Here is a 14813-nt window from a genome sequence, read left to right on the forward strand (position 1 = left end):
CCTCGACGACTGGACACTCCGGCAACGGACTTGCCCGCGCCTGCCGCTGGTCATGGATGCGCGCCGAGGGGTAGATCGTGGCTGCGGCTGCGACCACGTTACAGCCCGCTGTGAGCGGTCCCCGGTAGCGAGACGAGTTGGCCAACGGTGCGTGGCGACGGCGTGCCGGTCACCGGTCTGCGGCAACAGCAGGTTGGTCATGGGCATGATCACCGGCTCGTATCAACTGGATCGTCCCCGTTTTCGAGCCGGGGAACCGGTGACACTGTTCGATGTCCGGCTGTGGCCCGGGCGATTCCGGCCGAGTGGGTTCTCGACGCGAGCCCGGCCCTGTTACCGTTTCCGGTCCGCGGTGGCCGTGTGTCGGCGAGGGAGCGCAGGATGTAGCCGATGCCTCGGACGGTGTGTACCAGTGGTGGCCCGAATTCGTCGATCCTGCGCTGCAACCGGCTGACAGAATTGTCGATCACGTGATAGCTGCGACCGTAGGCATCGCCCCATATGCGTTCCAGGATCTGTTGCCTGCTCATCACGATGCCCGTATTGGTCATGAGGTAGTGCAGGAGGGCGAATTCGGTGGCCGGGGGCCACAACTGATGGCCGGCGCGATACACGGTGTGGGCGTCGACATCCAGAATCAGGTCCGCGCAACGGAGCTGGCCAGGTTCCTCGGCGTATGTCCGTCGCGATCGTCGCAGCAGCATCTGTATCCGGGCGATAACCTCGTCGAGATCGAACGGTTTACCGACATAGTCGTCGCCACCGGCGGCCAAACCGATGAGCCGGTCCTCGACGGTGTTACGCGCGGACAGGAACAGCACCGGCTGGGTGTTGCCCGTGGCGCGGAGTTGCCGCACGACACGATAGCCGTCCATATCTGGCAGCACGACATCGACCACGACCACATCCGGTGAATATGCGATGATCGCCGCGAGCGCGGCGGCACCGCTGCCCGCGCAGCGCACCTCGACACCGGAGCACCGCAGGCCGGTGCTGAGCAGCTCGGCCGTCCGGCGGCTGCTGTCGACGAGGAGAACCACCGGTGACAACGCTCCCATCACATCCATCCGAGCTCGGGACCCCGATCCACGATCTCCGACCACGTAACTCACCTCCCCGCAACCCGCAACGTCGACTCCGGTACCCGTTTCGGGTACCGGAGGATGGAGATTCCAGCGCAAGTAGAGCGAAATGCTCAAGTGTAAAAGCCTGCCGGGAGCGCGTTCTCCGGGACAGTGACCACCGCCCCGCCTGCATCAGAGCGTGCGGAGGTGGCGAACAGTGCACGGGCCGATCTCACGCCGACCATCCGGTGCGTAACCGACTATATTGCCGCCCTTCGTCGGCTGCAATCATTCGGAACGGTTTTGGGACGAATGACAATTCTGGCTCATCGAAAGGCAGCGCCGGTCACATCTGTTGTTCGGGAAACGTCGTCCCCGGTGGGTCGAGGACGCAGGCCGACGTGCGGGAATGCCGGTGATCGGCAGGAAATGGACAACGAGTTATCACCGTGTCACCGCGCATGCTCAAATGGCGAGCGAAATCCGATGCCAGGAAACAGGCGTACGGTCCCGTGTCGGTTTCGGAAGTCTCGCGCAGCCCGGTCGACGGCGCCGACCGTGAATGTTTCCGAGGCGTCGTCAACGGCCCTGTTTATACGATCAGACCGGAGCGGTGATCTGGAGAAAATATTCGATTCGACGACTATCAAGGTCCACGAACCGGCCTGCATTCCGGCCGACCACCTTGCGCCCGATATTCTTTTCACGGTTCTGCTTTCCGGTGACCGGCTCCGTATCGCCCATGCGGGGGCGATCACGGTCGAGGACGTAGAGCGGTTCGCCGCGGCCGGGATGCGGGTCGCTGGGCAGGGCACCGGGCGAATTCGCCGGCAGTGTTCCCGGCAACGCCGGCCTGACCGCGGTCGGGTATGGAGGCGGGATGATCTTCGTCGCCGCGGTAGGCGAGAAAGCGGAACTCGGTGTGTCCACCACCGAGGCCGCCGCGGTGGAGGTGGTCGTGGACTGTACGAACCAGCTGGCCGTGCGGTTGGGTCACGAACTTGCCAGCCTCCCCACCCCCCGATGCCGTCAGCGCCAGGAGCCTGATCGGCCGGTGGCGAATTCGGTGCGGCCATCTCTGTCGAGTGCAATCGGGTACCGGCCGGATGGTCGAGGATCGAGGCGAGATCACCGTCATCGAAGCGGCCGGCGACCGTGGCGACATCGAGTGCTTCCTCGACAGAATTCAGCGTGGGTGACGTGGTTGGTTCGGCCCGTGTCTGTATTGCATGGCGTTCTGGGAAACGAGGCTCCGTCCGGCACCGGGAGACATCGACACCGTCAACTAAGTATACGCTTACTAACGGTGGTTGAGCTGTGTCAACTCGCGGTCTCGTGAGTTGTGGCACAGCCGTATTCGCTGTACGGATTCGACGGGCGGCCACGGCCGGGCCGCATGGAGACAGGTGGTGATTGCCGGAGTTGCGTGGAACGACAGCAGTGGTGTGACTTTGCGCCGGCGGATCAGGTTCTGCCGTGGCGGCGCTGGTAGGCGGCACGTTCGGCGGCAGCGCGTCCGTGGCGGCGGGAGTCGGCGAGGGCGGGATCGAGGCCGTGCGCGGTGAGGCGGTGGACGTACAGCAGGGCAACGGTGAAGTAGATCAACGGCAAGTACAGCAGTGCCATCATGGCTGTCCCGATCCATACGGGCCCGGGGATGAGCAGCAGCAGGCTCAACGGTGCGAGGACCGGGACGAGGATGCGCTGCAGATAACGCCGGGTCGCGCCGGGCCCGGTGAGATCGTGGAGGACCCAGTCGCGTGACTGCGCCGGCAGTGTCGCGCCGTAGATGTAGCGGATCCGCTGGGGCAGTGTCGGTCTGGTGGCTCCGGTCATCGGCTGCGAACCTGCACGGCGTGCCGGATTCGGCGGCGGGCGTCGGCGATGGCGTCGGGAGTGTGGGTGAACAGGTGGTTCCCGTCGCCGGTGGGCAGGGCGTCGAGGGCCGCCAGGCGCCGTTCATGGTCGGGGCGGAGTCCGGACATGAGCACGGTGATGTGCCGGTGTTCGAGTTTGCCGATGGCGTCTTTGAGGACGAGAGCGCCGGTGGTGTCGAGGGCGGTGAGGTGCGACATGCGCAAGACGACGATTTGCACGTCGCCGATGTCGGCCAGTTCGAGCAGGAACCGGTGGGCGGCGGCGAAGAACAAGGGCCCGTCGAGACGGTAGGCGATGATGTGGTCGTGCAGCAGGGATTGCTCGTCGGCTGGTGGGGCCTGGTCCGCGACGGGTTCGGGATCAGGCGGCGTGGGGCTGTCGAGGGGGATGCGGTGCAGGCGGGCTTCGCCGGCGACGGCCCGTAGGGCCAGCAGGATCGCGATCCCGACTCCGACCGCGACCGCGGTCACGAGGTCGAAGGCGACGGTGACCAGGAAGGTGACGGCCATGATCGCGGCATCGCCGCGCGATGCGCGGGCGATCGCGGTCAGTGACGCGGTCTCGACCATACGGACGGTCGTGGCCAGCAGTACTCCGGCCAGGGCGGCGACGGGGATTTCGGCCACCAGTGGCGCGGCCAGGTAGACGATGCCGGCGAGGACCACCGCGTGGGTGAGGGCGGCCAGACGGGTGCGGGCGCCGGAGCGCACGTTCACCGCGGTGCGGGCGATCGCGCCGGTGGCCGGCACTCCGCCGAACAGGGGCGCGGCGATATTGGCCAGTCCCTGGCCCAGCAGTTCCCGATTCGGGTCGTAACGGGTTCCGACGGTCATGGCGTCGGCGGCCGTCGCCGACAGCAGTGATTCCAGTGCGGCCAGCGCCGCGACCGCCAGCGCCGGCCCGACCAGGGCGCTCAATTGGCCAGGGTGCAGGAAATCGAGTGTGGGCGCCTGCAAGCCGGACGGCAGCGCCCCGATCGCGGTCAGGGAGAGGTGCGTTGTCCGTGCGGTCAGGGTCGCGGCGGCCACGGCGATCAGCGCCAGCGGTAACCGAGGCACGAACCGGCCACCGGCGAGTACGACCGCCGCCACCACCAGGGCTGTCGCGGGTGCCGCGGCGGTGGGTGCGGACACGAATTGCCGCAGCGCGTCGAACGCCGTCTGCCACACCTTGTCGCCGTGGGAGCCGGTGACGCCGAGGGCGGCAGGGAACTGCTGCAACGCGATGACGACCGCGATCCCGGCGGTGAAGCCTTCCACCACCGGGGCAGGTACGTAGCGTACCGCGCGCCCGGCCCCGGCGATCGCGAGCCCCACGAGCACGACACCGGCCAGCAGCCCCACCGTCAGCACCGCGGCGGGGCCGTGCTGGTGGGCGATCGGAACCAGCACCACGGTCATGGCGCCGGTCGGCCCGGACACCTGGAACCGCGAACCGCCGAACACCGCGGCCACCGCGCCGGCGACGACCGCAGTCGCCAGGCCCGCCGCCGCGCCCAGCCCCGAGGAGATGCCGAATCCCAGCGCCAGCGGCAAGGCCACCAGCGCCACGATCACCCCCGACAGCAGATCCGCGCCCGGTGCGGCCAACCCGGGCCGCCAATCCGACCAGCGCGGCAACAGCGCAAGCATGGTCACCTCGCCGCCGCCAGGCGCAGTTTCAACGCGGCCAGCTGGTCGCGCAACATTTCCGGTAGCCGGTTGCCGCCGATGGTGGCAAACCAGTCGTCGATGGACGCGGTTTCGGTGATCCACTCGTCGGTGTCGACACCGAGCGCATGAATGGCCAGGTTGCGGCGGCTGTCGTCGAGACCAGTCAGGTCCAGGGCATCGGTGGTGGGGATGTATCCGATCGGGGTTTCGACGGCGTCGGCGGCACCATCGAGGCGGTCGAGTGCCCATTTCAGTACTCGGATGTTGTCGCGGAAACCCGGCCACAAATACGTCCCGTCGCTGTCTTGCCGGAACCAGTTGACCTGGAAGATCTTCGGCAGTGTCGCCGGGTCCGCGGATGCACCGAGGGCCAGCCAGTGGGCGAAGTAGTCGCCGACGTGGTAGCCGAGGAACGGCAGCATCGCCATCGGATCCCGGCGCACCACACCCACGTGCCCGGTCGCGGCGGCGGTGGTCTCCGACGACAGCACCGACGCGGTGAAAACCCCGTGGGCCCAGTCGAAGGTCTCGGTCACCAGCGGGACGGTGCCGACGCGGCGGCCGCCGAAGAAGATCGCCGAGATCGGGACACCGGTCGGGTCCTCCCATTCCGGGGCGACTGTCGGGCACTGTGCGATCGGGGTGCAGTAGCGGGAATTCGGGTGCGCGGCAGGAGTTCCCGACTGCGGTGTCCAGTCGTTGCCGCGCCAGTCGATCAGCCGCGCCGGCGCGACGTCGGTCAGGCCTTCCCACCAGACATCGCCGTCGGGGGTGCGGGCGGTGTTGGTGAAGATCGTGTGCCCGGCGTCGATGGTCGCGAGCGCATTCGGATTGGTCGCCGCGCCGGTGCCCGGCGCGACTCCGAAGAACCCGGCTTCCGGGTTGATCGCATACAGGCGTCCGTCGGCGCCGAACCGCAGCCAGGCGATGTCGTCACCGAGGGTTTCGGCGTGCCAGCCCGGCAGCGCGGGCTCCAGCATAGCCAGGTTGGTCTTCCCGCACGACGACGGGAACGCCGCCGCGACATAGTGCGTGATACCGCGGGGGGAGGTGAGTTTGAGGATCAGCATGTGCTCGGCAAGCCATCCCTCGTCGCGGCCGAGCACCGACGCGATCCGTAGCGCGAAGCATTTCTTGCCCAGCAGCGCGTTGCCGCCGTAGCCGGAGCCGTAACTCCAGATCTCCCGCCGCTCCGGGAAATGCGCGATGTACTTCGTCTTGTCGCACGGCCACGGCACATCCGGCTGCCCGGCCGCCAATGGCGCCCCGACCGAATGCAGGCATCGAACGAACTCGGTTGTCCCGGTCAACTTCTCCCACACCGGGGTCCCGGAGCGGGTCATGATCTGCATCGACACCGCCACATACGCCGAATCGGTGACCTGCACACCGTATTTCGCGTCGGCGGCACCCAGAGGGCCCATGCAGAAGGCGATCACGTACATGGTGCGCCCTGACATCGCACCGCGGTAGTGCTCGGTCATCACCGTGCGCATGTCGACCGGATCCACCCAGTTGTTGGTCGGCCCGGCGTCGGCCCGATCCTCGGAACAGAGAAACGTCCGACCCTCCACCCGCGCGACATCCTCGGGGTCGGAACCGCACCAGAACGAATCCAGCGTCCCGGTCACCGGCACGAAAGTACCCGCCGCCACCAGCAGACCGGTCAGCCGATCCCACTCCTCCCGAGATCCGTCGCAATACACGATCCGATCCGGAGCGGTGAGTTCGGCGACCTCGGCCACCCAGGCCAGGACAGCGTCCCCGGCCGGAAGCGCCCGCACCACCGCATCTGCAGTCAACTGATCGGTCACGACAACAATCTCCTTCGCAAGATTCGAAGTTAACAAGTTTAGAAATTATGCAATCAAAACAGCGGCAAACCATGCGCCCGGAGCCGGCCTGGTCAGGCGGGTTGTTCGAGCGCTTCCGCCTGGCCCGCGACGACGCCGGTGAGGATGGCGCGGGCGGTCGCCAGCAGTTCGGCGACTCGTGGGGTGGCCAGTTCGTAGGTCACCGACAATCCTTCGCGCCGGGCAGTGACCAGGCCGGCACGACGCAGGATCGACAGCTGCTGCGACAGATTCGCCGCCTCCACCCCGATATCGGCGAGCATCTCCGCGACGGTGTGCTCACGCTGGCTGAGCAACTCCAGGACACGGACGCGGACCGGATGAGCGAGAGTCTTGAAGAAATCCGCCTTCATCCGATAGAGCGGGGGTTTGCTCGAACCGGGCATACGGCCGCTCCTCCCATTCCCGGCAGCCTTGCCACCGACCTGTTGATTGCATAGTTTAGCAAACAGTCGATCTGCTCCTGTCCGAAGTCCGGGCGACACGATGCCGTTCCTAATCTACTGTTTGCGCAATGAAGAAACCACGAAGGTGAATGTGAGAGAGCACACCTGCCGGGCCGCCTCATGACCGAACCGTCCGGCCGGGCAGCCATCGGACAACCGGCCGGCGCGATGACCGCGGCTCTCGCAGCGGTGGCCATGACCACCACTGCGCGCAGGCGTTACCCGCGCCGGTGCCCGGGTGGCGGTGACCGGCTCGCGGTGCGCCCCGCGACTGGCGTCGGTAGGTCTCTCTCGGCACGGTGACCGAGCATCCCGACCCGGTGTGCACGACCGGCCGCGGTAGCACGCAACGTCACCCGGAATCTGATCGCCATGGACGGCGGCCCCCGGCACCGCGCTAGACCACCCGCAGGGGCCCTCGGACGCCGCCCGCGCCCGTAGACGGGTCCCCTGCCGTCGGCCGCACCAACTCCGTTTAGATCACGTCTCGCCACAACCTCCAGTGGTGGGCCGAGATACGAAGTCGGTTGATCACTGACGGCCGCGGACCGCATGCGTCCGCGCCTCTCCACCCGCCCGCCCGTCCTCCTCCCGATAGGGTCACACCGACGGCGAGTTCGGTCGGTGAAGGTGGCGCGCCATGGGATTCGGTATCTGCACGTTGTTGTACCGGCTGGCCGCTGTCGTGGCATGTGTTGCCCTGCTCGGAGCATGCAGCGCAGTACACCACCGGCGCTGACGACCGTCGTTCAACGTCCCCACGGCGTTCGATCAATTCGTGGGCGTGTGCGCACGCGCGGCGCGGACGTACTCGGCCGCGCCTGCCTATGCCGGCCCACCACCGCATCCGATGGCGATCGTCGGCCTCGACCAGCATGTGCACGACCTCAGCTCCTATCTGGTCGGCGGTGAGTCCTCGTACGCACCGAACACCGATCCCGCGGCGGTGCGGCTCGTGGCTTGCGAGAACGACGAAGGCATTGCGGACACAGCTCGGCCCGCAGTGTTACTACAACGGCGCCACCATCAGAATGCTCTTGAAATGGCATCGATTCACTATCTGCGCTGCACGTACCCATACCGTTGTCGGAACTGAACGACTCCTCACCGACGACACCCACTGCCCGCCGGTGCTGTACGGGATCCAAGGCCGCCCGGCCCCGGATCACGCGTCGATCAGTGCCGGCAAATGAACCAAGCCGTCGTTGGCTACACACAAGCAACCCTGCCCTAGCCTCAGCGACCAGGATCAGGGTGAAAGCCTCCAGCGCCGTGGCGCTGCTCGGCGTCGCGATGGCCCGGGGTTCGCGGTGGTGATCCCGGAATCCGGCCGGTGAGGAATCGCGCGGGAATCCCGTCTCCACTGGGCCCCGCATGCCGATCCATACTGGTGTCTGTGAAGGCCGGACCAATAGTGGCGGTGGCCGTTGTGGTCGCAGTGATGGTGTCAGCGCTGGTCGGCTGCGCCGCGCAGGCCGGCTGCCACTGCGACCGCTCAGGCGAGGCCTGCACCGCTGACCAGGACGCGTGGGACAAAGCCGTGGCGTTCGGCGACACCCTGCTGACGAATCGGATCTTCGTCGCCGGCGACATCCGGCGCGCGGCGTCTCATGTCACTGGCGTCAGGCTGGTCAGTCTGATCGGACAGGACGCCCGGACAGGCGAGGTCCAACTCGTGATCAAGGTGCACGGCGTCAGTGCGGCCTCGGCCGATGGTGATCCGCAAACCGAAGACGTGTGCTACCAGCTGACCTACCGGGACCGCACCCAGCAGGGCCCGCCCACACACGTGCACTGCCCCTGACGCCTGCTCAAAGCAGGCAAGATCCGGTACCAATTACCGCGTCGCCGAGCCGCCCGGCCACAACCGATCCCAGGGACCGCTGCCCGGGGAACGGCCGCGCCGGTGGGGCTACGGCCCGCAGGCGGTCTGCGCCGACGACGCCGTACGCGGCGAGTCATGCTCCGCCGTGACGACACCCGAACCCAGGCCAGCGGCCGAGCCGACATGCGCAGCAACAACGTCCGGCGCATCCTCGGCGCCGGCGCGACGGACCGCTAGGGGTGGCGACCGCGACGGAATCGTCTCGGGTGTCGCGCACGTAGACAGCATGGGTGTTCAGATCGATGGTGGTCGACTCCGGGCCTTTCCCGACCGGGAGGGTGGCGGTGACGGTGCGGGTGGCGGGGTCGATGACCGAGACGGTGTCGTCATCGAAGTTGGGTGTGTAGGCAATGCGGGTCGTGGGGTCGACCACAACCTCTTTCGGATCTGTCCCGACTTCGAGTACGGCAGTGACGGTTCGGGTGGCCGCGTCGACGAGTGAGACGGTATCGACCCCGCCGGTGAGGTAGACAATGTGTGTCGTCGAGTCGATCGTGATCTGTCGAGAGTAACCGCCGGTCAACGGTGTTGGCGTGAACGCTCTGGTCGTCACATCGATCGCCCAGACTGTACTCGAGTCGGTCGCGGTGACATAGGCGAAATGCGTGGTCGGATCGACGACGACAGCTTCGAGTTCGTCGTCGATGGGGATGCTTCCCACCAGCGTGCCGGTGACGGTGTCGATCACCGACACCGTGCCCTGTCGGACAGGATTGTTCACGTTCTCGATTCCGGGTCGCTGCCACAAGCGGTAGCTGGTAGCGAACACGAAGTGCAGGTCGGGGTCGAATGCGACCGTGCTGGGGCCAGTTCCCGGCAGCGGCAGGGTTCCGGTCACGGTGTGGGTGGCCGGACCGATCATCGCCACCAGGCCGTGGTCGTCCTTGTTGTCGGCGCCACGGTGGGTACTGGTGACATACGCGGCGTGTGTGGCCGGGTCGATCGCCACGTTCGGATTCTCCCCACCGACCTCGACGGTGGCGACTGTGGACCTCGTGGTGGTGTCGAGGATGGAGACGCCGGTTCTGAACGACACGTAGCCGGTGTGGGTCGGGGCGTCGAGGACGATCCCGTAAGGACTTTCCCCGACGGGAGGATTGCTACGGCTGCGGGTGGGGGATGCGGCGCGGTATCGGGCCGCCCGACGACAGCGGGATCGAGGTCGGTGGCGGCTGCGACCGCGACTGTGAGTACGGCGGCGCCGGCCAGTCGGCGTAGCCGACCGACGGTGATCGGCCGGCGGATCGAGGCTGGGCCGGCCTCGAGAGGTGACGGCGAACTTTTGTCCGGGGCGGGGATCGATGTGCCGGCCGGTGTGGGTGTTGTCGTATCAGGGTTCGCTGCGGTGACCGCCGCCACCGCAGCGGCCGGTATCGGGGCCAGGGCCGGGAAGTGCCGTGTTCCGGGGCCGCGGAGGGCGTGGCGAGCGGCGTCGGCGAGTTCGAGACAATTGGGGTACCGGTCTGTGGGTTGTTTGGCCAGCGCTGGGGCGATCACTGTGTCGAGGGCGTGGTTAAGGTGCGGGCGCAGCGCAGACGGTACTGGTGGTCGTGCGGTGAGGTGGGCAGCCATGACGGCGGCCTGATTGGCGCGCGGGAACGGCGGTTGGCCGGTGAGCAGCTGGAACAGTGTGCATCCCAGTGAATACAGGTCGGCGCGGTGATCAGTGGGCGCGTTGGTGAAGCGTTCCGGGGCGGTGTAGGCGAAAGTGGCGACGAGTCCGGAGGTTGTGGCGATCGCCTTGAGGAGGCGAGCGATACCGAAATCAGTGAGTACAGCCCGCTCGCCGTGGCATGAGTCGTTCTCGATGAGCAGGTTCGCCGGTTTGACATCGCGATGCAGCACACGCCGGATACGCACCGACCGCGGCGCTGACGACCGCCGGACCCGTACACCGGATGCAGTTGTCATGTCACGCGGATAGAATTCGGGCGCAGTGACACTGCACGTACCAGGGGGTACGGTGACGACTCCACCAGAGCAACCCAACCATGAACCAGGCGAAAAGATTCGGCCCGGACACGACCGAATCGATCCGCCGCAGAGCGGATTCGGCGTTCCTGCTGCCGGAAGGCCTGGCGGTAACCGTGCCGCCCTCATCGTCGCCGTCATCGCGGCTGTCGTCGTGGCGGTGGGCGCGGGCACCTGGTGGTGGTTCGGTGTCGTACGGTCCTCGACATCGGCGCTTCCCGATGTGAACACCCTCGATCCGTGCGGAGTGATCAACGAGAGCGTATTCGCCGGTCCCGGCATCGACATCCACGTCCAGCCGCACCAGCTCGGCACGTGCTACTACACCGTGGCGCTACCCGGCGGAGGGCCCGGCTATTTCGTGATGGTCACCGTCGGTGACCGCCTCGTGCCCGAGTACAGCGACCACAGCACCGTCGACACGGTCACCCACGGTGATGTGCAGATGTCGACACCCAAGAACAGCCGCGACTGCAAGGGTTTCCTCTACAGCCAACCCGGCAGCCAATATGTCGAGGTGCTGGCAGGCGCCAACAATGCGGCCGCGCCAGGAGCCGACAAGACCGCATGTCTGTACGCCCACAAGGGGCTCGACGCGGCTGCGTCGGCCATCACAGCCCGGCATCTGCCACGCATCGGCTACCCCGCCGACTCCACCGGATCCGTCGACTTGTGTGCACTGATCCCGGCGACCGAGATCGCCACGCTGGCCCACCGAACCAGCGTCACACTGTCGGGGACGAGTAACCGGCACGCGTGCCGCTGGATCACCTCGGACCAAGCAGACGGTCCCGACACCGGCTGGCCCGCCGTCAGCATCGTCACGAACCTGGTCCACGACTCCGGATCGGGATCCGCCACCTCGACGATCATCAACGGCCACACCGTCGTAGCCGACCGTCTCTACGGCACCTGCAGCACCACGATCGACATCCGCGGTCGGGACTGGCCACAATGGCCCGGCCGTCAGGTGTTCGGCGGGCCCGACAGCCGGCAACAGGAATCCAACAACCCCACAACCTCGGAGCGCCCCGATCTCGTGGAGTGGATCGAGGTCGACGTCAACTCGCCCAACGGCCTCGGTACCGCAGGGCAAAACGAATGTGACGAAGCATCCGCCCTCACCACCGAGCTGACCGCTCTATTGCCACAACCGCGCTAGTCCCAGGAAGGTGCCCTGGCTTGCGAAATTTCTGATGCCGTAGGCATTGGCCGGGCCGTAGAGGCGGGTCTCGGTTTCGGTGGTCACGTCCGGCTCGTCCCAGGTGGCGGGGTCGGCGAAAACGAACTCGCCACCGTGCCGCGGCGGGCGACCGTTGGTGCCGGGCAACCGAGGTGGTGCGCCGGGGCACAGGACCCGGTCCCACCACATCCGCCCAGCACCGCCACGGGCAGGCCGGCCAGCAGGAACGCCAGCCGGGGCGCGTCGTAGCCGACGTCGGTGACGACCCAGATGTCGGGGTCACCGGGCCGCCGATGGCCGACGTCGATCAGGTTGCCGATCCCGGTGCGCAACTGGGCGTCAGTGACGGTCGCGGCGTCGCCGCCGGAGGCCGGCCGTAGCGCGTCCAACGGCGCGGTCCAGGAACTGCGGCCGGATTCCAGTGCGCAGATCACCGAATACGGCCAGCCCGGGATCATCGGATGCGAGTCCTCGGCGCGGCCGTAGGTGTGACACAGCATCCGCTGCGAGCAGGTGTGTGCTTCCGGCCGCAGCCAGCAGATGATGTCCACCGCCAGGACCAGCCTGCCGTCGACGGCTCTCGACAGCGGGGCCGCGGTCACCGCCCGCCGCAGCCGATCGACGTCGATGCGACCCCGATCCAGCGCCGCATACACACTGCCGTGACCCCGGTGATGCTCACCGACCAGCGACAACTCCGGCAGCGACCGCACCGGCCGTCCGCGCACAACACCGCGTCCACCAGCTCGAACACCGCATCCGCCCGCACGGTCACACACCGATACAGCTCCTGCCGGAACACCGACAGGTCCCCGGACGCACCGGCACCGCCGGTGTCGTGCACCGAAGCCCTCGGGTCGAGTTCCTCTCTGTCGCAAGAAGAATCATCACCCAAGGGCTTCAACCAAGATCAATCGGGGCACACCAGCCGACCCTGTACCTTAAAACTCAAGCTAGGGCGGCACCGAAAGCGACCGCTCGCCCGCGGGCAGCGGCGGCCGGGTCGATGTTTTGGAGCGTACTCACCGGCCATGCTCTCGAACTCCAACGGCTTCGGCACAAGATTCGAGAGACGGTGGCCCAGCAGCTCTCCGGCTGAGGCCGGTGGTCGGCTCCCGCACATACTGGACTGTTCTACCGTGCGGCGTTGCTGTTGTCACCTTCGACCCGCCACTACGTCGTCGGGGTGATCCGCCGGCCCCTCCGTGAGATCGGATCAGGCTGACGGGCACTCGATCCCGGGCGACAAGCGATGCTCGTGCCGGTCTACCTGCAAGGCGAACCGCTCACCGGCCTGGGTGCCGGATTCGACGTATCGGCGAGCACGCCTGGCGCTATGTCGAGGAAACCACAGCCCTGCTCGCCGAACAGACACCCGCGTTGAAGGCCGCGTCGGGGAAAGGCAAAAGCCGCTGGCTTACGATACTGGCGGATCCGGACCGAGCGCTGGAACTGATGTACCACGAGGCCGGCCACGACATCCGCTTGCTCGACGTCGATGCCGCCGCAGCCGCCCGCCACGATCCGGATATCGCCGCCGGTCTGCATGAACTCCACCGTGAACGCCACACCTGGATCCGGGACGCGATCAGCGATGTCACCGAGCCCGACGTGGTGGCGATCTGGCTGGTCTTTGCCTGTCCATGGGGATCGGCATGCAGGAGGCCACTGGCGTACAGTTGCCGGACCTCGACCATTTGCGCCCCGTTCTGAGCGCGATCATGGATTCCCTCGGCCACGAATAGGCCTTGCGCGGCGGGCTCCCGCGTCGGTCCCATAGAGCCCGATCATGGTCCGGGCGAGAGCATCGCCCGCCGAACCTATCTGCGGTTCGAGTCCTGAAGTATCAGCGTCTCACCGGAATTCATCGAAATATATTGCTCCCGCATCCGAATGAACGATTGGACAGGTCACACGGATACCCTTCACACGCTCGCAGCGCGACGGCTCGACGTATCAAGGAGATGGCTGGCAGCCGTCAGTATTGTTTGCGGGTGCCGTACACGAATCGCCGCGTACGAGGATTTGCGATAGCATCCCCGCACGCATCCGTCACTGGCACCCAGCACCATTCGACAACATCGAGGCAATCGGTGCTGCCATCCCGAAAGGCTCTTCGATGAGGTCTCCCTGTATTACCGCGATCACGGCGATAGCAGCCGTCCTGGCTGGCCTGTCCGCCGTTCTCGGCACCGGCACCGCCCACACACAACCCGAGCGCGCGCCACGGTACGACGTAGTAACAAATTTGTATGCGACCGGACCCGATCCTCACGTCACCCCCGCACCACCACCGGCCCCGGTAAACAAATACCCTCCGCGCACCGTCACACCACAACCCACCGCGACACCGGTCCCGCCGACATCGGGGTTGTGACCAGCACCGTTACCCGGCAACGACATCGGAACGACCGGCTGCAGTTGCGGACCGGCCGGTCCCTCTGCCGCACCCGCGGCAAGCACCTCCCTGAACCTGCACTACGCGCTCGTGCAACGCTGCGCACGAGGTCTACGCCGCGGAACTGGATCTCACGCCCTTGATACCGACACGCTGCGCCTACAGCTCCCCTGTGCACAGCTGCCTCTCTTGGGCGCTCGACCACTTTTCATTCACCTCGGACTCGGCGTGGCACGCGTATTACGTCACCCGGTGGAGTCGACGACGGCGACGCCACCGGTTGCGGTGGTCACGCCGTCACTGTTGTCGCTATCGCACAGCTCAAGGATGTCGGGACGCTTTACACTGTCCACCACGGCGTCCGTGTACTCGACAGCTGGGGCCGATGTGGCGCGACTCCACCACAATTCTCGGCCACTGGAGTTCGTGAGCAATGATCAAAACCTGTGGATGACCGGGAGGGAGTGCCTTCCCGGATGATCT

The 14813-nt window shown here is 66.6% G+C and carries 11 protein-coding genes and 1 pseudogene; 3 read left to right on the forward strand and 9 right to left on the reverse strand.

What is annotated here, in order from left to right; translation table 11 throughout:
* Positions 1 to 209: 209 nt before the first annotated feature.
* From LBW94_RS39290 to LBW94_RS39315, 6 genes are all read right to left on the reverse strand, one after another.
* Complete coding sequence (locus tag LBW94_RS39290; protein WP_225062430.1) at positions 210 to 1058, reverse strand: response regulator transcription factor; 849 nt, start codon at positions 1056 to 1058, stop codon at positions 210 to 212.
* A 606-nt stretch (positions 1059 to 1664) separates the two neighbouring features.
* The gene (locus LBW94_RS39295) at positions 1665 to 1997 is read right to left on the reverse strand and encodes a hypothetical protein (protein WP_225062429.1); all 333 of its coding nucleotides are present in this window, start codon (positions 1995 to 1997) and stop codon (positions 1665 to 1667) included.
* Positions 1998 to 2528: 531 nt separating this feature from the next.
* The gene (locus LBW94_RS39300; RefSeq protein ID WP_225062428.1) at positions 2529 to 2900 is read right to left on the reverse strand and encodes a DUF5313 family protein; all 372 of its coding nucleotides are present in this window, start codon (positions 2898 to 2900) and stop codon (positions 2529 to 2531) included.
* Positions 2897 to 4573 (reverse strand): SulP family inorganic anion transporter, encoded by a 1677-nt coding sequence (locus LBW94_RS39305; protein ID WP_225062440.1) that lies wholly within the window; start codon positions 4571 to 4573, stop codon positions 2897 to 2899. The genes LBW94_RS39300 and LBW94_RS39305 overlap by 4 nt, the downstream gene beginning before the upstream one ends.
* A gap of 2 nt (positions 4574 to 4575) precedes the next feature.
* Positions 4576 to 6408 carry a phosphoenolpyruvate carboxykinase (GTP) gene (locus LBW94_RS39310; RefSeq protein ID WP_225062427.1) on the reverse strand — a complete coding sequence of 611 codons (1833 nt, stop codon included), beginning with the start codon at positions 6406 to 6408 and terminating at the stop codon, positions 4576 to 4578.
* A gap of 92 nt (positions 6409 to 6500) precedes the next feature.
* Positions 6501 to 6833: an ArsR/SmtB family transcription factor gene (locus LBW94_RS39315; protein ID WP_225062426.1), complete on the reverse strand. Its 333-nt coding sequence runs from the start codon at positions 6831 to 6833 to the stop codon at positions 6501 to 6503.
* A gap of 1480 nt (positions 6834 to 8313) precedes the next feature.
* Between LBW94_RS39315 and LBW94_RS39320 the strand changes: the two genes are divergently transcribed.
* A complete protein-coding gene (locus tag LBW94_RS39320; protein WP_225062425.1) occupies positions 8314 to 8697 on the forward strand; it encodes a hypothetical protein in 384 nt (127 codons plus the stop codon).
* A gap of 154 nt (positions 8698 to 8851) precedes the next feature.
* Here the strand turns inward: LBW94_RS39320 and LBW94_RS39325 are convergent, their stop codons facing one another.
* Positions 8852 to 9814 carry a YncE family protein gene (locus tag LBW94_RS39325; protein WP_225062424.1) on the reverse strand — a complete coding sequence of 321 codons (963 nt, stop codon included), beginning with the start codon at positions 9812 to 9814 and terminating at the stop codon, positions 8852 to 8854.
* A gap of 434 nt (positions 9815 to 10248) precedes the next feature.
* A pseudogene (locus LBW94_RS44625) lies at positions 10249 to 11037 on the reverse strand (serine/threonine-protein kinase); the annotation flags it as partial.
* Between LBW94_RS44625 and LBW94_RS39330 the strand changes: the two are divergent.
* Positions 10997 to 11911, forward strand: a complete 915-nt coding sequence (locus LBW94_RS39330; RefSeq protein WP_225062423.1) for a hypothetical protein — start codon at positions 10997 to 10999, stop codon at positions 11909 to 11911. The pseudogene LBW94_RS44625 and the gene LBW94_RS39330 sit on opposite strands and share 41 nt — an antisense overlap.
* An 83-nt stretch (positions 11912 to 11994) precedes the next feature.
* On the opposite strand, the gene LBW94_RS39335 is transcribed toward LBW94_RS39330, so the two are convergent.
* The gene (locus tag LBW94_RS39335; RefSeq protein WP_225062422.1) at positions 11995 to 12645 is read right to left on the reverse strand and encodes a transposase; all 651 of its coding nucleotides are present in this window, start codon (positions 12643 to 12645) and stop codon (positions 11995 to 11997) included.
* Positions 12646 to 13312: 667 nt separating this feature from the next.
* Here LBW94_RS39335 and LBW94_RS39340 point away from each other — a divergent pair.
* Positions 13313 to 13645, forward strand: a complete 333-nt coding sequence (locus tag LBW94_RS39340; protein ID WP_225062421.1) for a hypothetical protein — start codon at positions 13313 to 13315, stop codon at positions 13643 to 13645.
* The last annotated feature ends 1168 nt before the right edge of the window (positions 13646 to 14813 follow it).

It is taken from the genome of Nocardia sp. alder85J (genome assembly GCF_020176955.2).
Lineage (GTDB): Bacteria > Actinomycetota > Actinomycetes > Mycobacteriales > Mycobacteriaceae > Nocardia.

Bases quoted from the DNA above. Each gene is read 5' to 3' on its own strand.
- LBW94_RS39290 (WP_225062430.1), bottom strand. From the start codon at position 1,058: ATGGGAGCGTTGTCACCGGTGGTTCTCCTCGTCGACAGCAGCCGCCGG.
- LBW94_RS39300 (WP_225062428.1), bottom strand. From the start codon at position 2,900: ATGACCGGAGCCACCAGACCGACACTGCCCCAGCGGATCCGCTACATC.
- LBW94_RS39305 (WP_225062440.1), bottom strand. From the start codon at position 4,573: ATGCTTGCGCTGTTGCCGCGCTGGTCGGATTGGCGGCCCGGGTTGGCC.
- LBW94_RS39315 (WP_225062426.1), bottom strand. From the start codon at position 6,833: ATGCCCGGTTCGAGCAAACCCCCGCTCTATCGGATGAAGGCGGATTTC.